Origin of the sequence: Sulfitobacter sp. S190 (assembly GCF_025141935.1) — a bacterium.
Taxonomy (GTDB): Bacteria; Pseudomonadota; Alphaproteobacteria; order Rhodobacterales; family Rhodobacteraceae; genus Sulfitobacter.
Genome location: NZ_CP081120.1, coordinates 1,759,990 through 1,780,003, shown reverse-complemented (window position 1 = coordinate 1,780,003; position 20,014 = coordinate 1,759,990). Strand labels below are relative to the sequence as shown.

The 20,014-nt window shown below is 59.2% G+C and carries 21 protein-coding genes; 8 read left to right on the top strand and 13 right to left on the bottom strand.

Features of this window, described 5'->3' with window-relative positions; genetic code table 11:
• Positions 1-59 precede the first annotated feature (59 nt).
• Together K3756_RS09015 and K3756_RS09010 are read right to left on the bottom strand one after the other, a co-directional pair.
• Positions 60-1,379: a cytochrome-c peroxidase gene (locus K3756_RS09015; protein WP_259986803.1), complete on the bottom strand. Its 1,320-nt coding sequence runs from the start codon at positions 1,377-1,379 to the stop codon at positions 60-62.
• A gap of 96 nt (positions 1,380-1,475) precedes the next feature.
• A complete protein-coding gene (locus tag K3756_RS09010) occupies positions 1,476-2,288 on the bottom strand; it encodes an enoyl-CoA hydratase (protein WP_259986801.1) in 813 nt (270 codons plus the stop codon).
• A 32-nt stretch (positions 2,289-2,320) separates the two neighbouring features.
• Here K3756_RS09010 and K3756_RS09005 point away from each other — a divergent pair, with 32 nt between their 5' ends.
• Positions 2,321-2,758 carry a PaaI family thioesterase gene (locus tag K3756_RS09005; RefSeq protein ID WP_259986798.1) on the top strand — a complete coding sequence of 146 codons (438 nt, stop codon included), beginning with the start codon at positions 2,321-2,323 and terminating at the stop codon, positions 2,756-2,758.
• Between the two features lie 84 nt (positions 2,759-2,842).
• Here the strand turns inward: K3756_RS09005 and K3756_RS09000 are convergent, their stop codons facing one another.
• Positions 2,843-3,076 carry a DUF1127 domain-containing protein gene (locus K3756_RS09000; RefSeq protein WP_259986795.1) on the bottom strand — a complete coding sequence of 78 codons (234 nt, stop codon included), beginning with the start codon at positions 3,074-3,076 and terminating at the stop codon, positions 2,843-2,845.
• Between the two features lie 99 nt (positions 3,077-3,175).
• Here K3756_RS09000 and K3756_RS08995 point away from each other — a divergent pair, with 99 nt between their 5' ends.
• The 4 genes from K3756_RS08995 (at position 3,176) to K3756_RS08980 (ending at position 6,207) form a co-directional block, all read left to right on the top strand.
• Positions 3,176-4,588, top strand: coding sequence for a PLP-dependent aminotransferase family protein (locus tag K3756_RS08995; RefSeq protein ID WP_259986794.1), 1,413 nt, complete (start codon positions 3,176-3,178; stop codon positions 4,586-4,588).
• A gap of 183 nt (positions 4,589-4,771) precedes the next feature.
• The gene (gene rplM, locus K3756_RS08990) at positions 4,772-5,233 is read left to right on the top strand and encodes a 50S ribosomal protein L13 (protein WP_259986793.1); all 462 of its coding nucleotides are present in this window, start codon (positions 4,772-4,774) and stop codon (positions 5,231-5,233) included.
• Positions 5,234-5,235: 2 nt separating this feature from the next.
• Positions 5,236-5,739, top strand: a complete 504-nt coding sequence (gene rpsI, locus K3756_RS08985; protein ID WP_259986792.1) for a 30S ribosomal protein S9 — start codon at positions 5,236-5,238, stop codon at positions 5,737-5,739.
• A 96-nt stretch (positions 5,740-5,835) separates the two neighbouring features.
• Positions 5,836-6,207 carry a cupin domain-containing protein gene (locus tag K3756_RS08980; RefSeq protein WP_259986791.1) on the top strand — a complete coding sequence of 124 codons (372 nt, stop codon included), beginning with the start codon at positions 5,836-5,838 and terminating at the stop codon, positions 6,205-6,207.
• A gap of 8 nt (positions 6,208-6,215) precedes the next feature.
• Here the strand turns inward: K3756_RS08980 and K3756_RS08975 are convergent, their stop codons facing one another.
• From K3756_RS08975 to guaA, 9 genes are all read right to left on the bottom strand, one after another.
• The gene (locus K3756_RS08975) at positions 6,216-6,833 is read right to left on the bottom strand and encodes a TetR/AcrR family transcriptional regulator (RefSeq protein WP_259986790.1); all 618 of its coding nucleotides are present in this window, start codon (positions 6,831-6,833) and stop codon (positions 6,216-6,218) included.
• The gene (gene ppk2, locus K3756_RS08970) at positions 6,826-7,695 is read right to left on the bottom strand and encodes a polyphosphate kinase 2 (protein ID WP_259986789.1); all 870 of its coding nucleotides are present in this window, start codon (positions 7,693-7,695) and stop codon (positions 6,826-6,828) included. The genes K3756_RS08975 and ppk2 overlap by 8 nt, the downstream gene beginning before the upstream one ends.
• Before the next feature lie 50 nt (positions 7,696-7,745).
• Positions 7,746-8,732, bottom strand: a complete 987-nt coding sequence (locus tag K3756_RS08965) for an alpha/beta fold hydrolase (protein ID WP_259986788.1) — start codon at positions 8,730-8,732, stop codon at positions 7,746-7,748.
• Positions 8,707-9,624: a homoserine O-succinyltransferase gene (gene metA, locus K3756_RS08960; protein WP_259986786.1), complete on the bottom strand. Its 918-nt coding sequence runs from the start codon at positions 9,622-9,624 to the stop codon at positions 8,707-8,709. The genes K3756_RS08965 and metA overlap by 26 nt, the downstream gene beginning before the upstream one ends.
• A 96-nt stretch (positions 9,625-9,720) precedes the next feature.
• Positions 9,721-10,569, bottom strand: a complete 849-nt coding sequence (locus K3756_RS08955) for an ATPase (RefSeq protein ID WP_259986785.1) — start codon at positions 10,567-10,569, stop codon at positions 9,721-9,723.
• Positions 10,570-10,602: 33 nt separating this feature from the next.
• Positions 10,603-11,490 carry a DMT family transporter gene (locus K3756_RS08950; protein ID WP_259986784.1) on the bottom strand — a complete coding sequence of 296 codons (888 nt, stop codon included), beginning with the start codon at positions 11,488-11,490 and terminating at the stop codon, positions 10,603-10,605.
• Between the two features lie 139 nt (positions 11,491-11,629).
• Positions 11,630-12,937 carry a hypothetical protein gene (locus tag K3756_RS08945; RefSeq protein WP_259986783.1) on the bottom strand — a complete coding sequence of 436 codons (1,308 nt, stop codon included), beginning with the start codon at positions 12,935-12,937 and terminating at the stop codon, positions 11,630-11,632.
• 127 nt (positions 12,938-13,064) lie between these two features.
• Positions 13,065-13,934, bottom strand: a complete 870-nt coding sequence (locus tag K3756_RS08940) for a DMT family transporter (RefSeq protein ID WP_259986782.1) — start codon at positions 13,932-13,934, stop codon at positions 13,065-13,067.
• Positions 13,935-13,950: 16 nt separating this feature from the next.
• Positions 13,951-15,513 (bottom strand): glutamine-hydrolyzing GMP synthase, encoded by a 1,563-nt coding sequence (gene guaA / locus K3756_RS08935; protein WP_259986781.1) that lies wholly within the window; start codon positions 15,511-15,513, stop codon positions 13,951-13,953.
• 159 nt (positions 15,514-15,672) lie between these two features.
• Here guaA and K3756_RS08930 point away from each other — a divergent pair, with 159 nt between their 5' ends.
• On the top strand, positions 15,673-17,211 hold the full coding sequence (locus tag K3756_RS08930; RefSeq protein ID WP_259986780.1) for a trimethylamine methyltransferase family protein: 1,539 nt from the start codon (positions 15,673-15,675) through the stop codon (positions 17,209-17,211).
• On the opposite strand, the gene K3756_RS08925 is transcribed toward K3756_RS08930, so the two are convergent.
• Positions 17,204-17,518 (bottom strand): DUF6477 family protein, encoded by a 315-nt coding sequence (locus K3756_RS08925; protein ID WP_259986779.1) that lies wholly within the window; start codon positions 17,516-17,518, stop codon positions 17,204-17,206. The genes K3756_RS08930 and K3756_RS08925 overlap by 8 nt on opposite strands.
• Positions 17,519-17,813: 295 nt before the next feature.
• Here K3756_RS08925 and K3756_RS08920 point away from each other — a divergent pair, with 295 nt between their 5' ends.
• Complete coding sequence (locus K3756_RS08920; RefSeq protein ID WP_259986778.1) at positions 17,814-18,881, top strand: DUF6456 domain-containing protein; 1,068 nt, start codon at positions 17,814-17,816, stop codon at positions 18,879-18,881.
• 173 nt (positions 18,882-19,054) lie between these two features.
• Positions 19,055-20,008, top strand: coding sequence for a lipoyl synthase (gene lipA / locus K3756_RS08915; protein WP_259986776.1), 954 nt, complete (start codon positions 19,055-19,057; stop codon positions 20,006-20,008).
• Positions 20,009-20,014: the final 6 nt, after the last annotated feature.

Below are 20,014 nucleotides of genomic sequence, written 5' to 3'. Positions count from 1 at the left end.
AAAAAACCCTGTGGAAACACCACAGGGTCAATTCGCATCAAATCTTAGGATATTTCGCGCTAAGAGGGAGGAGATACCAGATCAAGTGGTAATCCGGACGGAACCGATTGCGGCACGCCAAGACCCGTTTTTCCCACAATCGGGTCGGTCAGGCTGTTCAGGAATGCCATAATTTGGTCAATTTCAGCCTTTTCGAGCGCCACGTCCGGTATTTCGACCGCCTCGGCAATCCGCATGACCTCATCGAAATCGTCCATCGCATCCCAGTCGTTTGCAGCGATTCCTTCTGCCAGCCGCGCCGCCGTCCGGTCATATGCGGCGAGTGAGGCGACGGGACTGAGGTGATGACGCACCATCGCCTCAAGATCGGAATAGGCACCGTTGTGACCGTAGGGGCCGGTCATCGTCACGTTCCGCAACGTCGGCGTTCGGAACCGGTACATGTCGTCGGCATTGCCAGATACCATTCCGTGGCCGGTATCGGCATAGGCCGCATGCGCGTTTTTGCCCGGACCCAGCTGCGGCATCCCGATGGCGTAGAAATCATGGTCTGTCTGGAAGGTGCCCGCGTGGCATGTGCTGCACCGCGCCTTGCCGTAAAACAGGTCCATCCCCGCAAGCTGCTGTTGGTCAAGCGCGTCGTCCCCGCGCAGATACCTGTCGAAAGGGCTGTCAGTCGCGCGAAACTCCGCCCCGATATAGGCGGACAAAGCCGTGCCGATGTCCGTAATGTGGATGTTCGACACACCTTCCGCGCCAAAGCGGTCCGCGTATTCGGGAATGTCTGCAACCCGCGCGGCGAGCAGCGCCCAAGCACCATCGCTCCCCATGATCCGTTCGTCCGCAACCGCATCTGCAATCGGGTTCTCGCCCGGATGGCCGGACATTTCGTCCGGTGACAGGATCGGCAAAATATTTTGTGCGGCAAGCGCCGACATCACCGGCCGTTCCAAAGTCCGGTTTTCGGGCATCCGGATCCCGAACATGGCTGTGCGGTCCGTTGCGACACGCCCGTCATGAAACATCACGCTGAATTCACGGGCGCCGAGATTGAAGAGCGCCGGTGCATTGCGCGGAATCCGTGACTTTGGCGCATTTTCTGCGATGGCTAGACGTTTGCTGCCCAGACCCGCACCCCCTTCGCCGATCGACAGGGACATGGCATCCCCGGTGCCGAGCGTGGGGTGATGGCAGGTGGCACAGGCAATATTCTTGTTGCCAGACAGGATGGGGTCGAAAAACAAATCACGACCAAGCTCAACAAGGCCCGGAGTGTGCGTGTGAAAGTCGTTATCTGTGGCGGGTTGGGGCAGGGGACCGGCGTGGGTCGTCCCCGCGACCAGTGCGAACCCGAAGGCCAGCGGGCGGATGGTGAACACAATACACTCCTCACGAAACCGTGAGCAGGATTAACGCATGATTAACAAACGGCCTAGGCGGAGTTGCGAAAAACAGAATACCGGAATTGGAAACAGTTACTGTTGCCAGTCGGGTTTCCGCTTTTCTACAAAGGCTTGCATACCTTCGTCGGTATCGCGGTAGGACAGGTTTTCGACCATGATGTCGCCGGTATAGGCATAGGCGTCTGCCATCGTGCGGTGCATCTGTTCATAAAACGCGCGCTTACCGATCCGCACGGCGGCTCCCAGCTTACCCGCGATCCGGTCGGCCAATGCCGCGGTCTCGCTGGCCAGTTCTTCTGGCGCGCATGACGTATTGATCAGGCCAAGCGTTTCGGCTTGTTGTGCGTCGATGAAATCGCCCGTCGTGAGCATTTCAAATGCCTTTTTGGGGGCAATTGCCCGTGTCAGCGCGACCATCGGGGTCGAGCAGAACAGCCCGATATTGACGCCATTCACCCCAAAGCGCGTCCCGTGCGCGGCGACCGCCATGTCGCAAGTCGCGACCAGCTGGCAACCGGCTGCCGTGGCGATGCCGTGGACCTGCGCAATGACAGGCTGCGGCATCTTCTGAATCTTCAACATCACGTTGGTGCATCTGTCGAACAGGTCCGCGAACTGCGCGGCGCCCCCGTCTTCGGCCTGCCGCATGGCTTGCATCTGCCGCAGGTCGTGACCCGCGCAGAATGCCTTGCCCGCGCCCGAAATTGTGACGACGCGACAGACGGCATCGTTGGAAATACCCTCCAATGCCGTGTCGAGCGCGGCCAGCATCTCGTCCGACAAGGCGTTCAGCCGCTCGGGGCTGTTCATTGTCAAATGCGTGACCGCATCCCGTTGCGTTATTTCAAGAATTGCCATCTTGCGCGTCTCCCTCGCTCGCGGCAACTGTAGAGCCAACCGGACATGAAGGACAAGTTATGGCACAATCCGAAGAAATCTTGATGGATGCCGACGCATTGACGCTGTTTATGCGCGACGTTTTCCAGCAGGTGGCCGACGATTTCGCCATCGATCATGTGGCGCCCCACGAAATCACCATGCGTCTGTGCACGCAGCACAAACACCTGCGCCCCGGCGGGACGGTGTCCGGCCCTTCGATGTTCGCACTGGCAGATGTTGCGGCCTATCTCGTGACGCTTGCGATGATCGGGCCACAGGCGCTCGCGGTGACGACAAACTGTTCGATCGACTTCATGCGCAAACCGGCAGCAGGGGTGGATCTGATCGCGCAGGCGAAATTGCTGAAACTGGGCCGGCAGTTGTCGGTGTCACACGTCCTGTTGTTCAGTGAAGGGTCAAGTGCGCCGGTCGCGCAGGCCACGCTGACCTATGCCATCCCGCCCGTCAAAACCTAAAAGGGTACAATGCTAATTGTACCAAAAAAGGGCAGGGGATGAACCCTGCCCAAGTGAAGAGGTCTGGCGTACGCCACGGGGAAGTTACGCCCGCCAGAACACCTTGGACGCCTCTGTAATTGCGTCTTCAGGTGTCAATCCCACGTCCGCCATCTGCCAGTACTCCAGCTGTGCGAGTGCAAGGCGCGTACGGCGGCGCGTGGCCCATTTTGTCACGCAGGCCGCGAACTTGACACTGATGACCGCAACCAGCGGAAGGGTCCGCTGTGCGTTCAAAACCGCGAGGGCATCGGTCGTGTGGGTCGCTGCGTGTGTCATGGGAAAGCTCCTTCCAATAATTGTATTGACACAATATGGCATCTGCGCCATACAAAATGGGTACAATACAAATTTGAGCCAAGCTACGGAAATATTGTAATGGATACAATTTGGTCGCCGGACGTCGATCCGATGTTGAAGCCAAAGTACAAGTCGGTGGTTGCAGCGATCCGGAAAGGCATTGACGAGGGCGTCCTGCTCAGCGGTGACAAGCTGCCTCCGGTGCGCGACCTGGGATGGAAACTCGGGATGACGCCAGGCACTGTCGCGCGGGCCTATACAATTCTTACCGATGAAGGCGTGCTGGAAGCGGAGGTCGGGCGAGGCACATTTGTGGCGGACGAACGCATTCCCGAAAAGCCGCTGAACCTGATAGAGATCGACTCCGTCGTTCACAAGACCGGCGGCGATACCGATACCGTGAACCTGTTTTCGCCCCATCTGCCGAATGCGGGCCAATCACAGCTCATCAAGAAGCTTCTGGTCGATATCGGAACCGAACCGCCGTCTGGCGTGATGCATTACCCGTCACGGCGTGGCGCAAAGGAGGCGCGCACCGGCATGGTGCGGTTCCTGCGTGGCACACCGATCGGTCCGATCGAAGAGCGTGACATCGTGCTGTCGCACGGCGGGCAAAACGCGATCATGCTGATTTTTCAAACGATACTGAAGGGCAGGCGGCCTGTCATTTTCGTCGAAGATCTGGCTTATCCGGGGTTCCGTCGCGCCGCCGAAGCACTGCGCGCGGATGTTGTTCCTGTTGCGATGGATGCCGACGGAATCATACCCGACGCGCTCGCCACGCTCGCCGAGCGCCATGCAGAGGCGCAGATCCTGTGCACCTCTCCAGAGGTACACAGCCCCACCTGTGGTTTCACGCCCCTCGAACGTCGCCTCGAATTGGTAGAGGTGGCACGGCGCCACGATCTGCAGATTGTCGAGGACGATTGCTACCGGATGGGGCAATCGGAGGCAGAGGGCTATCGCCAATTGGCGCCCGAGCGCGGCTGGTATCTGACGTCATTGTCCAAATCGATTACGCCAGCGCTGCGGGTGGGCTGTGCCATTGGCCCGCGTGACCGGACATCGGCCTTGCAACGTGTAGCCGAGCACGGCTTTTTCGGACTGGCCACACCGATGACAGATCTGACGGCCGCTTTGCTGCATCACCCGCAGATTGACGACGTGATGGCCGGATGTCGCAACGGCGTCAGCACATACGTAAAGACGGCGGTCAACATTCTGGGGCGATACGATCTGCATTGGCGAGAGGATGTGCCATTTTTTTGGCTCAACCTCCCCGACGGCTGGCGGGCGGGCAAGTTCTGCTCGGAAGCGGAAGTGCGCGGCGTGCGCGTGCGTGCAGCCGAGGAGTTCGCCGCCCGTCACGCAAATGCGCCTCACGCGGTGCGTATTGCGGTGAATGCCGGTGTGTCGCTGCGCAGCTTCGAGGCGGCCATGGAACGGCTGCGCGATTTGCTCGACGACCCGCCCGAAGAGATCGGCGTGTGATTTGCGAGCTTTGGCGGAGCTGAACGGCGCAAATTGATGGGGTATTATTATACCTTATTTTTAAGCCACTGTTATCAAACAATTTAACCGGAGTTGATCCGCTTGACGCGCAATTCCGCTTCTATATAACCCGCTCATCACATCGGGGCTGGTCCCCGTCCACTCGATAACGGGAATTCGTCCATGAAAACCTTTTCTGCAACACCGGCAGACATCGACAAGAAATGGATCATCATTGACGCCGAAGGCGTCGTGCTGGGCCGTCTGGCGTCGATCGTAGCCACACGTCTTCGGGGCAAGCACAAGCCCTCTTTTACGCCTCACATGGATTGCGGTGACAATGTCATCGTGATCAATGCCGAGAAAATCCAGATGACCGGCAAGAAGCGCGAAGAAAACTTCTACTGGCACACCGGTCACCCCGGCGGCATCAAATCGCGCACCAAGGCCCAGATCCTCGAGGGTGCCCACCCCGAGCGCGTTGTCACGCAAGCCGTCAAGCGTATGCTCCCCGGCAACCGCCTGAGCCGCCAGATCATGACCAACCTGCGTGTATACGCCGGTGGTGACCACCCACATGAGGCGCAAGCGCCGGAAGTTCTGGATGTGAAATCCATGAACAGCAAAAACACTCGGAGTGCATGAGCATGGCTGACGAAATCAAAACACTCGACGATCTCAAAGAAGTCGTGACCGAAGATATCGGCGGCGTTCAGGGCACACCAGCGGTCGAAACGATCCACCGTGAGCCACAGCGCGACGACCTGGGCCGTTCCTATGCCACCGGCAAGCGTAAGGACGCCATTGCGCGCGTCTGGATCAAGCCCGGCTCCGGCAAGGTAACCGTGAATGGCAAAGAACAGAACACGTATTTTGCCCGTCCCGTTCTGCAGATGATCCTGGCACAGCCATTTTCGATCACCAACACCGAAGGTCAGTTTGACGTCTATGCGACCGTCAAAGGTGGCGGTCTGTCCGGACAGGCCGGTGCGGTCAAGCATGGCATCTCCAAAGCTCTGCAGCTCTACGATCCCTCGCTGCGCGGCGCGCTGAAAGCGGCAGGCTTCCTGACCCGCGACAGCCGTGTGGTTGAGCGTAAGAAATACGGTAAGGCCAAAGCGCGTAAGAGCTTCCAGTTCTCCAAGCGTTAATCTGCCCTACAGTTTTTGCAAAGGCCGCATCATCTGGTGCGGCCTTTTCGTTTGTCCTAGGGTGATTTGCACACCGTCACAAAATCGGAGCCAACGATGAGCGAAACCGGCAAATCCGTCATACGCCCCGCGGATATAGCGCTTGACGCGCATTGGTCTCCGAAGGTCGTGGGTCAGGTCAACAACCACCTGATCAAAGTCGCCAAGCTAGAGGGGGAGTTCGTCTGGCATCAACACGATGACGCCGATGAGATGTTCCTGATCGTGGCCGGACATTTGCGTATGCAATATGAGGACGGTGATGTGCACCTTGGTCCCGGCGACATTCATGTCGTCCCCAAGGGGACGCCGCATAATCCGGTCGCTGACGCGGAATGCCGGGTGGTCTTGATCGAACCGCCCAGCACCCTGCATACCGGTGAAAAGATAACGCCGCTGACACGCAGTTTGGCGGACCAGACAGGCTAAGGTTCTGTTCAGTCGTCAGGCGCGATCAATCCGAGCCCGCGCAAATAGATACCGATCCCGGATTCCAAAAGATCTTCGGGCGGGAAGGGCGATGCACGACCGGGCGAGTTGCGCGCAAACAGCTCGACCACGCCGTGGCTCATGGCCCAGATATGGGCAGAAAACATCGATGCCGGCGGCCGTTTTTCCGCGGGAATATGCTGGCTCAGATCCGTCGCCGCCTTTTCAAGCACACCGTTTGCGCGGTTTGCAACCGTTGCCAAGGCCGCAGAGCGATTGATCGAAATGCCACTTTCGAACATGGCGATGTAGTGGCCGGGATAGCGGCGCGCAAAAGCAAGATAGGCACGCCCCGTGGCTTCGAACGCCGCCAGTGCCGAGGGCTGTCCGGATTGATAGGCGTGCTCCATCAGGTCCGCGAAGATGTCGTAGCCCTGTAACGCCGCTTCGGCGATCAAGTCGTCGCGACCCTCGAAATGCCGATATACTGCAGCAGGTGTCACGCCCGCCTGCTTGGCTGCTTCAGACAGGGTGAAGCCGGTAGGGCCTTTCTGTTCGATCAACGCAAGTGCTGCGTCAACAAGCGCCTGTCGCAGATTACCGTGGTGATAGCCGCGTTTAGGCATCCCAGATATCAGGCCCGCCGCACACGGCTTCGTCAACCTCACCGATGGCGCCCGCGTCCTTTCGGTCATAATCGAAGCGGTGCAGCACATGGCGTATCGCGTTGAGCCGTGCACGCCGCTTGTCATCGGAGCGCACAATCGTCCAGGGCGCGTGTTCGGTATGGCTGCGGGTCAAGGTATCACGGATGGCATCCGTATAGGCGTCCCATTTGTGCAAACCCTTCACGTCAATCCCGCTCAGTTTCCACTGCTTGAGCGGATCCGCTTCGCGGGCCAGCATCCGGCGCAGCTGTTCGGCGCGCCCTACATTGAGCCAGAATTTGAAAAGATGGATGTCGTCGTCAACGAGCATCCGCTCGAACGGTTTTACCTGCGCGAAGAACTGGGCGTTTTCTTCGGGTGTGCAAAAACCGAATACCGGTTCGACGACGCCCCGGTTGTACCAGCTTCGGTCAAAGAAAACCATGTCGCCCGCGGCAGGCAGGTGCTTGATATAGCGCTGAAAATACCATTGGCTGCGCTCGGCGTCCGACGGTTTTGACAGGGCGACAACGCGCGCTGCGCGGGGGTTGAGGTTCATGCGGAACCGCCCGATCGTGCCGCCTTTGCCCGCGCCGTCCCGGCCCTCGAACACCATCGCAATCCGGGTGCCGCTGTCGCGCACCCACGCCTGCAGTTTGACCAGCTCGATCTGCAGGGCTTCCATTTCGCGCTCGTATTTCTTTTTTCCCATCCGCGTTTCATGCGGATAGCTGTCGGACAGGATGTCATTCTTGTCGCCATTGGCGATTGCGCCCCGAATATCCTGAGGCACGGTATCTTCGTAAAAGGCACTGATCGCACCATCAAAGGGCAGGGTCATCGCGGGCTCCAAGTTGATGATTTCACCGCCAATATGCGATGTTAAGGGGATTAACGCAAACCCGCACGCGCCGCCGCACGGTCGATGGCTTCGATCACCGCATCCGCGGCCACATGGTGGGGCATATGGCCGATGCCCGGCAGAATGGTCAGCGCCGCTGCTGGCAGTTGCCGCGAGAGCGGATCGGAGTGGATTTCGAGCGGCACAATGGTGTCTGCGTCGCCATGTACGATCTCTGTCGGAAGGGTGAGATCCGCATACCGTTTTGACATGTCCACAATATGCGGGCGCAACTGGTTCACCTGTTGCGTGTTTGCCCGAAGTGTGGCGCGCCGGAGCGTCAGCTCTGCGCCCACGTCAGTCGCGTAGCCTTCCGGCGCAGGTTGTGGCTCGAATATGCTCTCGATGCTGCTGTTGACCGCGCTTTGGGGGGCAAAGGCGACAATCGGAGGAACGACCAACGCGCCCCCCCATGACGTGCCATTCACAGTATAGTACCAACCCAGTTTTCCCGGCCATGGGTTCGAAACGGCCGATACCATCACAAGTGCGGCCGTTTCTTCGGGGCGGTTAAGCGCCCACCCCAGGGCAACGGCACCCCCGAAGCTGTGACCCAGCACCACGGGGCTTTCGACGCCGATCGCATCGGCCGCGCCTTGCAACAGGGCTGCTTGTTCGAGCGGGGTTTCCGACGCGCCGTTCCATGCGCCCTTCGTATCTGATGGCCTGCCGGACCAGCCCAGACCCGGGCGGTCAAACATGATGACACGGTAGCGGTCCGACAAGCGGTCCGCGAAATCGATCGTAAAGTCCCGCAGGTTGCCGCTGGCCCCGTGGATCAGCACCAGATCAGGACCGGAGCCCTGTGTCAGGACGTGCACGGGCACCCCGTCAACATCGATGATCCGCCCTTGGGCCGGGTAGGCCGCGTTCGCCTGCGCTTCGCGTGCACCGGCGCGCCACTGGATGACCACGACCAGCGTCAGAACAATGGCGACGACGACAAGCAAGTTACGAACCGATTTTTTCAATGTCATAGGGCGTGGACTGATAGATTTCCTGAACCCAGTTGCCGTAGAGAAGATGCGCATGGCTGCGCCAGCGGTTCACGGGTGGCAAGGCGGGATCATCGTTTGTGTAATAATTCGCAGGCACATTGATCGGCGTGCCCGCAGCGATATCGCGGTCATATTCTTGTTTTAGCGTGTCGCGGTCGTATTCAAAGTGATTGAAGATATAAAGTGCGCGGTGCGCGGGATCCTCGATCAGGCAGGGCCCTACTTCTTCGCTGCCCAGCAGCGTTTTCAGACCCTCTGCCGCGTCTACTTCATCTTGCCGTATTTCGGTCCACCGCGACACCGGGATCACACAGTCGTCCGAAAACCCGTTCAGATAGGGCGAGGCGGGTGCAAGGTTCTGGTGACGGAAACACCCGAATGCCTTGGCGTCCAGCATATGCTTTTTGACGCCGTGGAAGTGATTGATCATCGCCATCCCACCCCAGCAGACGCCAAACGTGGATTGGACGTTGGTCTGGGTCCAGTCCATCACCTGACGCAGTTCGGCGTAATAGTCGACGTCATCGAACGGCAGATGTTCGATCGGGGCACCCGTGATGATCAGACCGTCGAATTTCTCGTTCCAGACATCAGAAACCGGCCGGTAGAAGCTTTCCATATGCTCTGCTGCCGTATTGCGGGTCTGGTGATCCGACATCCGCAAGAGTGTCAGTTCGATCTGCAAAGGCGTGGCACCGATCAGGCGGGCGAACTGGTTCTCTGTCTGAATTTTCTTTGGCATCAGGTTCAGCAGGGCAATCCTGAGGGGACGGATATCCTGACGCGCGGCCTGATCCTCGTCCATCACGCTTACGCCCTCGCGCGTGAGCACGTCGTAGGCTGGCAGGGCGGCGGGTATCTTTATGGGCATGGGGTGGCCTTGGTCTTCGGTACGGGAAACAGACAGATAAAGCGCGCGGGCGTGCGGCTCAAGAGGAGCGATGCGTCACAAGCGCGTGTCTACCACTCAGAGCTTGGCGGCGATCATATCGTCAAACCCTTCAGGCCCCGACAGGGCGCCGATTTCCTCGGCTGTGACCGTGATGCCGTGACGGGCCATCGCTTCATAGCGGGGCTGGCGATGTGCCAGTGCCTGCGCATACGCCCAGCGGACAAAGGCATCGGGATCAACCGCATCGGGGGCGCACTCATGCAACGCGAGATAATCCGCCCAGACCTTCTCGAGGAATGCAGGTTGGTAGGCCATGGGCTTGGGTGCGCGATCAAAGCGGCGTACCAGCTCTTCGGTGTGCGCATCGGTCCCTTTGATCCAGACCAGCAGACACTGTTCTTTGAGCGTGACGAGTAGAGGATCCTGCGCATTTTCGGGATCGATCCACTCACATACAGACCCGCCTGTGTCGCAAATGAAGTGGGGGTATCCATAAAGCTCGCGCGCACGCTGCATGAAGTGTCCTGTGTCAACGAGTGCTGCAATCTCTGCGTCTCTGAACAGCGCCTGCCGACGGGTATATTCCGACATCTCGAGCCCTCCGCGACCGGGATCGCCGGGCTTGCCAAGATAGGCGCTGACCGCACCCAGATCGTGATCGTGGACATTCGGTTCGAGATAGATTGCGTCGGCCCGCAGCATCTGCGCAAGAAAGGGTTGCTTCATCGCCTCGGCGATCAGGTTATCCTTGATATGCGGGTACATGCCGGCAGTGCCGATGCGGTAATCGATGGAGTAGTGAAACCAGTCACCGCCCTGCACGAGCATCTTGGACACATGTGTTTTACCCAAGCCCGACATGCCAAAGAACAGCACTGATTTACGAGGGGCAGCGCGCCAGCTGTCCGCGTCGGGATAAAGCATGATATCGGGCTCCTGATTGCGTTGGGACTTGTGTTAGCGGCCCGAATGGAGCCGGTCAATCAACCGGCCGTCGATCACGATCAACCCCAGCGCCAACAGGGCAAATCCGCCATAGGCTTGCGGAGCAAGACTTTCACCAAGCACCACCGCCCCAAGAACAATCGCGACGGGCGCGATCAGAAGTGTGACCAGCAACAGATTGCCACTGCCTGCCAGTGCAAGAACACGGTAGTAGATCAGATAGGCCGCCGCAGTCGCGACAAGGCTGTAGTAGGCCACCGCGCCGATCGTACGCAGGGCGAGGTCGGTATCGGGCGGCCCTTCGACGGCCATTGCCAACGGCACCATAACGACACTTGAGGCCGTAAGCATACCCGCAGCCGCGACCTGTGGGGTGAGTCCGGACAAATAATGACGCGCCCAAACACCGGCAAACGCATAGGACAGGGTGCCCGCCAGCACTGCGATCTGGGCCAGTGACGTGACATCGAAGGACAACAGATTGCGGAGCCCTATTGCGGTGGCAACTCCAGCGAAACCGAGCAAGACGCCAAGCGCTTTCCGACCGCTCAGCCGCTCATCGGCCAGCAACACGGCCGCGACGACAACACCGAAAATAGCGGTTGCGGCGTTCAGGATCGAAGTCAGACCCGTGGGAATGAAAAGCTGCCCCCACGCCATGAGCGAGAACGGTATAACATTGTTGAGCAGACCCATCCCGGCAAATCCGATCCAGACACGTTTGCCCCTGGGGAGGGCCGCGCCCGTCCACCACACGGCAACCCATAAGACCAAGGCCGCCCAAAGCACGCGGTGCACAACCGTCCAGAGGGGTGGTATTTCGTCAAGTGCGATACGGATCGACAGAAACGATCCTCCCCAGATCAAGGCCAGCAAAAGCAGCAGAAGCCAAGCTGTCATTGAAATGGTGCGTTCGCGCTTGTCGGTCATGTCCAAGACGTATCAGCCCGATTGTCACAGGGCGATCCGGTTTCTTGCGTAAAAACAAAAAGGCCCGCCTGAAAAGTCAAACGGGCCTTTTATCTGGATTTTGCGGTCTTTAGAACGTGAAGTTCACCTGAAGGCCGAGCGCGACCGAGTGGTTGTCTTCAAAACGTGCAACGCCTTGACCACCCACTTCGGGGGACGCATCGCCCAGCCAGGAGTAGTTCACACCACCAGAGACAGTCATGTTATCCTGAACATAGCGACCGCCAAGCGACAGACCGAACAGACCGTTGGTCGGGCCAAGCGGGGATACCAGATCATCGTCGCCCTTGGGCTCGAAAGAGGCCACGACCGAACCGGACCACTGCTCGGTAAAGCGGCGGCCGACACCCAGAGTAAAGCGGTGACCGTCGTCAATGTTGACCAGATCGCTGCCAAGGACAGTCGGCACAACGTCGATTTCGGAATTGTCCGTCCAGCGGTAGCTGGCCAGCAGCAGCGTATCGGCGGCGATGCCGGTTTGCAGCTCGAGGTTCAGCGATTGTGGCGTTTTGAACTCGACATCGCTTTCCACGACATTGCCCAGCAGGCTTTCTGTTGTGGTCGCATCGTGGTCGATTTCCGCGTGATACGTCGCAACAAAGCGGAACGCGATCTCGGGGATCTCATACGCGGCCCCGATCAGCCAGCCCGGTTGCGTGTCGGCATCTGCCTTGAACGAGTAGCCGTCGGTTGCGTTGAAGCCGTCAATCGCGCCGCTGACCTGTGCGCCAAGCGCCGCAGTCGTGCCCGCGCCATAGGTCGTTTCGATCGCCGTGATGGCGTCCGTGTTACCCTGCAACGCGCCGCCAAGGACTGTCGTGCTCAGCGCTGGTGCACCGGCGGGCAAACCGGCGTTGAAACCGCGTGCGACACCGGCGGTGCCGATCGCACTTGCGTAGGCCTGACCGTTCAGATCGACGGTGGATTCAACCCGCTGTGCCTTGATGCCACCGAAAACGCTGACGCGTTCGTTGAAGCGGTAGCGACCGATGACGCTGATCGCTTCGCTGTCGAGATCGGCACCGGTGCCACCCAGCGCGCTGGTCAGCGGGCTGTTGTTATAGCTGACGTCCGCGCCGTAAGGCTGATCAATGATGACGCTGAGGTCAAAACCGTCCTGGATGCTTTGCGTATAGCCCAGCGAAGTCTGGCCATAGCTGCGACCGACGTCATAGCTGTTGCCAAAGGCGTCTTCGCCTGTGACGCTTGGATTGATATGTGCAAAAGTGAAGCTCACTGTGCCGGACTCGTTAAAGATCGACGACACGGACTGACCGGAGCGGTCAAGCCCCGCGGCCGAAGCGGCCGTTACCGTGAAGAGCGACGCTGCACACACGGTGCCGAGATAGGCGGCACGTGCTTTGAATGTAGATGTCATTTTCCGTCCCCGTTTTTCGCGCAGGCCCAGATCCTCCCGCCTGCTGAATGTCAGCAAATAAGCAAGCGGTCGGTTGCGCATGCAAGAATAACGCTGGGTAACGTTATTGATTTTCGCAAAAAGTGTATTAAGGCGACACCGGTTTTCGGGTCTCGGACCAGATGTTGAGGTAGTTTCCGGCAAAAATCACCGCCGCACCTACAAAAACAAGCAGATCGAGCGGTTCTGAATAAAGAAGCATCCCCACAACCGCGATCACCGGCAACCGGGCGAAATCAAGCGGGACAACAACAGTCGCGGGTGCGATCGCCAGTGCATTGGTCAGGCAGTAATGTGCCAGCAGACCGGCCAGACCCACCAACCCGAGCAGGGGCCATGCCTGTGCGGAGGGCAGGGCGATATCGCCATCATACCCCGCCGCAACAAGACCGAAGGCCAGTTGGAACGTGGTCAGGTAGAAAAGGATTGTTGCGATCGAATTGCCCTTGGTCAGCTGCTTGGTCATCATGATCGTGAAGGCAAAGAAAATAGCGGAGGCCGCCGCCGTCAGGATGCCGAGGTTCAGATTTGAGGGGTCGGGGCGCGCCACGATGAGGATACCCACAAACCCCATCGCTCCCGCAACGGCCCGCATCCGGGTCAACCGCTCGCCCAGCACAAGCGGCGCCAGCACGATAACCCAGAGGGGTGTTGTGAACTCGAGCGCAAAAACCTGCGCCAGCGGAATCAGCGTTACCGCAAAGAACCACAGGTTCTGACCGGTGAAATGGGCCAGATTGCGCAGAAAATGGGTGCCGATCTGGGTCCGGCCAACCCGTGACCACCCCCCCGACAGCGTAATCAGTGACACCACGATCACGACGCCCACAACAGACCGGTACAACATGATCTCGAACGTGTCGTAGTCACCGCCCAATTCACGGCCCGCGACCGCCATAGAAGAAAACGACGCAATTGCGCCTGTCATCCACATGGCAGCCTTCAAAGTGTTGGTCATGTCTAGGTCTGCGCCACTATTCCCACTCGATTGTTCCGGGTGGTTTGGACGTGATGTCATAGGTCACGCGGTTGATGCCCGGGACCTCGTTGATGATGCGCGTCGCCGTTTCACCGAGGAATTCATGGCTGAACGGATAGTAATCCGCCGTCATACCATCGACAGAGGTCACCGCCCTCAGCGCACAGGCATAGTCATATGTGCGGCCGTCGCCCATCACCCCGACGGTGCGCACGGGTAGGATCGCGACGAAGGCCTGCCAGATATCGTCATAAAGCCCGTGCTTGCGGATCTGGTCGATATAAACCGCATCCGCTTCGCGCAAGATATCAAGCTTGGCGCGGGTAATCTCGCCGGGGCAGCGGATCGCAAGACCCGGACCGGGAAAGGGATGACGACCGATAAAGCTGGGCGGCAGACCCAGTTCGCGTCCCAGAACGCGCACCTCGTCCTTGAAAAGCTCGCGCAGCGGCTCGACGAGCTTCAGACCCATCTTTTCGGGAAGGCCACCGACATTATGGTGCGATTTGATGGTCACCGAAGGACCACCCGAAAAGCTGACCGATTCGATCACGTCAGGGTAGAGCGTTCCTTGAGCGAGAAAATCCGCGCCTTCGATCTCTTTTGCGTATTTCTGGAACACGTCGATAAAGAGCCGCCCAATGATCTTGCGCTTGGTCTCGGGGTCGGATTGGCCCTCAAGCTCGCCCAGAAACAATTCGGCTTCGTCTGCATGGATGACATGCAGGTTCATGTTGTCGCGAAACATCTCCACGACTTCCTCGGCTTCGTTCTTGCGCAAAAGGCCGTGGTCGACAAAAACGCAAGTGAGCTGGTCACCGATCGCTCCGTGCAGCAATGCGGCCGCGACGGAAGAATCGACACCACCGGACAGCCCGCAGATGACCTTCTTGTCGCCGACCTGCTCGCGGATCTTGGCAATCGCTTCCTCGCGGTAGGCGCCCATGGTCCAGTCGCCCTTGAAACCGGCCATGCGGACGAAGTTTTCGTAGAGCTTTAGCCCGTTGGGAGTGTGATGCACTTCGGGGTGGAACTGGACGGCGTAGAAATTGCGCTCGGTATCGCCGGTGATGGCGAAAGGCGCGTTTGGCGAGGTGCCGAAAACCTCGAAACCGGGCGCGATCTTGCTGACGTGATCGCCGTGGCTCATCCAGACCTGCTCCCGCTCGGTGGCGAACCAGCCCTGCAGCAGCTCCAGCCGCGTGTCGGTCGGCGTGACATAGGCGCGACCGAATTCCGCGGTGCCATGGCCCCGTTCCACTTTGCCGCCGAGCACTTCCATCATGACCTGCTGGCCGTAACAGATACCCAGTACCGGTACATTGAGATCGAACACCTTGTGTGGCGGGCGCGGCGATCCTTCGTCAATCACAGACGCGGGCCCGCCCGAAAGAATGACGGCTTTGGGCGCGAAGCTGGCCAGAAAGGCATCGTCAACATTGTTGAACGGATGGATTTCACAATACACATTCAACTCGCGCAAGCGCCGGGCAATCAGCTGTGTGACCTGGCTGCCGAAGTCGATGATGAGAAGGCGGTCATGGGATTGATCTGTCATGCGCACTCATTATGCCGCCACCTGACATGAGGCAAGCACCCATGGGACACACCAAAGGGCGAATGTCGTTTTTCTCTCTCCGAGGGCGCAAAAAGCGGGCGGACGAACGGCACGTGGCGGTATCTGTCTGGCCAGAGACGCATCTTGAGGGGAAATACCATGTCGCAACCAGCACGACGCGCCCGCGGTGGCGGCGGGGCCGCACGTCGCGCCGCCCGCAGCGCAGTTTCATTCGACACTGCCAAATTCATCGAACGGAATATCCCGAATTTCGAGGTGCTGACCGAAGAAGCTCTGCAGATCATCGAAACAAACGCCGAGACCATTCTCGAAGAGGTTGGCGTGAACTTTCTCGACAACCCCAAAGCCCTCGATCGCTGGCGCGAAGCCGGGGCAGATGTGCAAGGCGAGCGGGTACGCATTCCGCGTGGTCTGGCGCGCAAATTGTGCGAAACGGCCCCGGCCCAATTCACCCAGCACGCCCGCAATCCGCTCCGCAATGTTGAGATCGGCGGCAACAACCTGGTGCTCGCGCCGGTCTATGGCCCGCCATTCGTCCGCGACGTCGCAGGCGGCCGTCGCTACGCCACGATGGACGATTTCCGCAAGTTCGTGAAGCTGGGCTACATGTCGAAATGGCTGCACCATTCTGGCGGCACTGTTTGTGAGCCGACCGACGTGGCCGTAAACAAACGCCACCTCGATATGCTGCACGCGCATATGACGCTCAGCGACAAGCCCTTCATGGGATCGGTGACCGAGCCGAGCCGCGCACAGGATTCTGTAGACATGGCAGGAATTCTGTTCGGCAAGGAGTTCGTGCAGGAAAACACCGTGATGACATCGCTCATCAACATCAACTCGCCGATGACATTCGACGATGTGATGATGGGCGCGCTCGAGGTGTATGCGCAAAACAATCAGGCCTGCATCATTTCGCCCTTTATCGTCGGCGGCGCGATGGCGCCTGTGTCCATTGCCGGCACGTTGACGCAAGTTCTGGCCGAAGCCTTGGCTGGCATCGCATACAGCCAGCTGATCCGCCCCGGCGCACCGGTGATCATGGGCGCTTTTGTGACATCGATTGACATGAATTCGGGCGCACCGACTTTTGGAACGCCCGAGGCGAGCCATATTACATACGGGGCGGGCCAATTGGCGCGCCGCCTCAACCTGCCATACCGTTCAGCCGGTTCCTTCTGCGGGTCGAAGCTGCCGGATGCGCAGGCAGCTTACGAAACGGCAAATAGTCTGAACATGGGCCTACTGGCCGGTGTGAACTTCATGCTGCACAGCTGTGGCTGGCTGGAAGGTGGACTGGTGTCTTCGTTCGAAAAGTTCGTGATGGACGCGGACCAACTTGGCACCCTGCATCACCTGGCACGCGGCGTCGAAGTGGACGAGAACGCGCAGGCGATGGATGCCATTCGCGAAGTCGGGCCGGGCGGGCATTATCTGGGCTGTGCCCACACGCAGGCCAATTTCAAAGAGGCGTTCTGGAAATCCGATCTGCTCGACTACAAACCATTCGAGACGTGGGAAGACGAAGGTGGGCGCGACACCCAGGCGCTCGCCAGCCTGCGTGTCGAGAAAATGCTCAACGATTACCAGCAACCGGCGATGGAACCCGCCACTCTGGATGCGCTGAACGCATTCGTGGCAGAGCGCAAGGCTGCGGAGCCCGACAGCTTTACCTGAGCGGGACCACGACGTGAGACGCGGCCTGTGCATGGCGCAGGTCGCGCGCTTCACCAACAATCGCGATCAGCACATCGACATGACGCGTCAGGCTATAGCTGGCGTCACCCTCCGCGCGCTCTGTTTCCAGCTGCGCTTCAATTCCAATCAGTTTCATTAATGCCGCAGCCGGCCGCGGCAGCACGCCATATCCCAGCAACCGGGGCAGGTGGGCCGTCCGTCTGTAGTCCTGCGCGCCGATTCGGGCGGCCCGCATCAACAGGCGTGGACGGTGCATTTCGGCCAGCATCGTATGAATATCTTGCATGTCAGGTCCTCATATTTGCAACAGCGCGGTGGCTGTTTCACGAATTCAACATGGTCGATAATCACCCCAATAGACGGGTGTTGCGCCTATTTTGCAAAGGCCGTTCGCTGCATTCACCACTGTTTAGATTTTGGAAACAATAGTTGGTGCAGTCGTTAATTTTAACAAATAGGTAACTAATTCCCGTGAGGGTTGTATCTCGGGGGAGTGTTGGAAATCTGGGAAGGGACACCTGGAAATGGGGGCTATGGTAAATGGTTTTGAGAATGGACTATATCGATCCTCTCAAGGATCGTTGGAAGACGAATGGCCTGAATGGGTGCCGACGCCGGTGCAAAACTATCTGTTGCACACCGATGGCGGCACGCCGATCCGGGAGCTTGCCAGAACGCAGGGCTGCCACGCGTCTACCATCCTGCGTCAGGTGCGCCGGATTGAAACGATGCGCGACGATCCTCTGGTCGACGGTGCGCTCCGCAAACTCGAACATGCCGACCCCGGCAACGATGCGGACGGTCGCGCCATGAGCAGTGGAGATGACAAACAGATCGATCCGCCCGACAGCGATACGTTAACGGCCGAAGCCAGCCGCGTTCTGCGTCGATTATGTGAAAAGGGGGCCGTGCTCGCCGTTGCGCTGAACATGGAAAAGGCCGTGATCGTCCGCAGCATGCCGCAGGGAGAGACCACCCGCACCGGTGTCGTGGATCGCCACATCGCGGAGGCGTTAGCGCTAAAGGCGTGGATTCATGCGGAAACCAGCGGCAAGATCACGCGCTACCGGATTACGACAGCCGGGCGTGCCGCGCTCACCGATATCATGGCCAAAACCGAAAGCGCGCATGCAAACGTGCCCCCCGGCCTTTCCGAAGCACCCGCGCAATTCATGGGAGCGGCGAAAAAGCCAAGCCCGCGCCGCGTGCGATACACGATGGCCGAAAGCCCGCTGGCGGCCCTCGCACGGCGCCGGGACAAGGACGGGCGGCTGTTTCTGACCGAGGCACAGGTCCACGCGGGCGAACGGCTGCGCGAAGATTTTGAACTGTCGCAGATGGGTCCCAAGATGGGCCAGAACTGGGACCGTATGCTTCTGGCGGGTGTCGATTGCACGCCGGTTGATACTTCGGGGCCTGCCGCCGCGCTGGATGCGCGCCGGCGTGTAAGTGCCGCAATCGAGGATCTGGGCGAGGGGCTCGCCGACGTCGTCATGCGCTGCTGTTGTTATCTGGAAGGGCTCGAAACAACGGAAAAACGGCTGGGATGGTCGGCGCGATCGGGCAAGATCGTGCTGCGGATCGGCCTTATCCGACTGCAGAAACATTATGAAGATTGCCAGGACCAGTCGGGGCAAATGATCGGCTGACGCCGCTGACCGACCGAGATTCCGGCTTTGACCGGCACAGCTTCCTCCCGGCTGTGCCGGTTTTTTTCACACATATACGCATGGCGGCATTGCGCCGCGCGGGGTTTCCCTTGCACGCCAAGGGGGCTAAGTATGGCAGCAGCCAAGCTATTTTGACCGCAAGAGGTATGCTGATGCGTGATCTGAAAATCCCCGACCAGCGGCACCCGGAAAAAGCCCGCAGGCCCGACAATCCGCAGCCCAAAAAGCCTACGTGGATTCGGGTCAAGGCACCGGGCGGCAAGGGATACGCCGAAACCGCCAAGATCATGCGCGACAACAAACTGGTCACTGTCTGCGAGGAAGCCGGCTGCCCGAATGTCGGCGAGTGCTGGAGTCAGGGGCACGCGACCATGATGATCATGGGGGAAGTCTGCACGCGCGCCTGCACGTTCTGCAACATTGCGACCGGCAAGCCCCCCGAAGCGCTCGATGCCTTTGAGCCGGGTCGGGTGGCTGACGCAGTGCAAAAACTCGGCCTCAACCACGTGGTCATTACCAGCGTCGACCGCGATGACGTCGAAGACGGCGGAGCAGAGCATTTTGCCCAAACCATCCGTGCCATCCGGCACCGCAGCCCTGAGACCACGATCGAGATTCTGACGCCCGACTTTATCAAATGTGGCCCCGAAGCGCTTGAAAAGGTTGTCGAAGCACGACCAGACGTATTCAATCACAACCTCGAAACCGTGCCGGGTCTGTACCCCGAAGTCCGCCCGGGTGCGCGCTACTTCCATAGCTTGCGTCTGCTTCAGCGGGTCAAGGAACTGGATCCGTCGATGTTCACCAAATCCGGCATCATGGTCGGGCTTGGCGAAGATCGCCAATCTGTAGTGCAGGTCATGGATGACATGCGCGCCGCCGATATCGATTTCCTGACCATCGGACAGTACCTGCAACCCACACCCAAACACCACCGCGTCGATCGTTTCGTACATCCCGATGAATTCGCAGCCTATGAAAAAGCGGCCTATGGCAAGGGCTTCCTGATGGTGTCGGCCACACCGCTCACGCGGTCAAGCTACCACGCGGGCGATGATTTTGCGCGCTTGCGTGATGCGCGGAACGCAAAGCTGGGCATCGCCTGACCGGGA

Coding starts and splice junctions, on each gene's coding strand:
- lipA (WP_259986776.1), top strand. CDS start 19,055: ATGCGTGATCTGAAAATCCCCGACCAGCGGCACCCGGAAAAAGCCCGC.
- K3756_RS08965 (WP_259986788.1), bottom strand. CDS start 8,732: ATGACATTGAAAAAATCGGTTCGTAACTTGCTTGTCGTCGTCGCCATT.
- K3756_RS08980 (WP_259986791.1), top strand. CDS start 5,836: ATGAGCGAAACCGGCAAATCCGTCATACGCCCCGCGGATATAGCGCTT.
- metA (WP_259986786.1), bottom strand. CDS start 9,624: ATGCCCATAAAGATACCCGCCGCCCTGCCAGCCTACGACGTGCTCACG.
- K3756_RS08950 (WP_259986784.1), bottom strand. CDS start 11,490: ATGACAGCTTGGCTTCTGCTGCTTTTGCTGGCCTTGATCTGGGGAGGA.
- guaA (WP_259986781.1), bottom strand. CDS start 15,513: ATGACAGATCAATCCCATGACCGCCTTCTCATCATCGACTTCGGCAGC.
- K3756_RS08930 (WP_259986780.1), top strand. CDS start 15,673: ATGTCGCAACCAGCACGACGCGCCCGCGGTGGCGGCGGGGCCGCACGT.
- K3756_RS08945 (WP_259986783.1), bottom strand. CDS start 12,937: ATGACATCTACATTCAAAGCACGTGCCGCCTATCTCGGCACCGTGTGT.
- rplM (WP_259986793.1), top strand. CDS start 4,772: ATGAAAACCTTTTCTGCAACACCGGCAGACATCGACAAGAAATGGATC.
- K3756_RS08940 (WP_259986782.1), bottom strand. CDS start 13,934: ATGACCAACACTTTGAAGGCTGCCATGTGGATGACAGGCGCAATTGCG.
- K3756_RS08925 (WP_259986779.1), bottom strand. CDS start 17,518: ATGCAAGATATTCATACGATGCTGGCCGAAATGCACCGTCCACGCCTG.
- K3756_RS08955 (WP_259986785.1), bottom strand. CDS start 10,569: ATGCTTTATCCCGACGCGGACAGCTGGCGCGCTGCCCCTCGTAAATCA.
- ppk2 (WP_259986789.1), bottom strand. CDS start 7,695: ATGACCCTGCCCTTTGATGGTGCGATCAGTGCCTTTTACGAAGATACC.
- K3756_RS08995 (WP_259986794.1), top strand. CDS start 3,176: ATGGATACAATTTGGTCGCCGGACGTCGATCCGATGTTGAAGCCAAAG.
- rpsI (WP_259986792.1), top strand. CDS start 5,236: ATGGCTGACGAAATCAAAACACTCGACGATCTCAAAGAAGTCGTGACC.
- K3756_RS08975 (WP_259986790.1), bottom strand. CDS start 6,833: ATGCCTAAACGCGGCTATCACCACGGTAATCTGCGACAGGCGCTTGTT.
- K3756_RS09000 (WP_259986795.1), bottom strand. CDS start 3,076: ATGACACACGCAGCGACCCACACGACCGATGCCCTCGCGGTTTTGAAC.
- K3756_RS09005 (WP_259986798.1), top strand. CDS start 2,321: ATGGCACAATCCGAAGAAATCTTGATGGATGCCGACGCATTGACGCTG.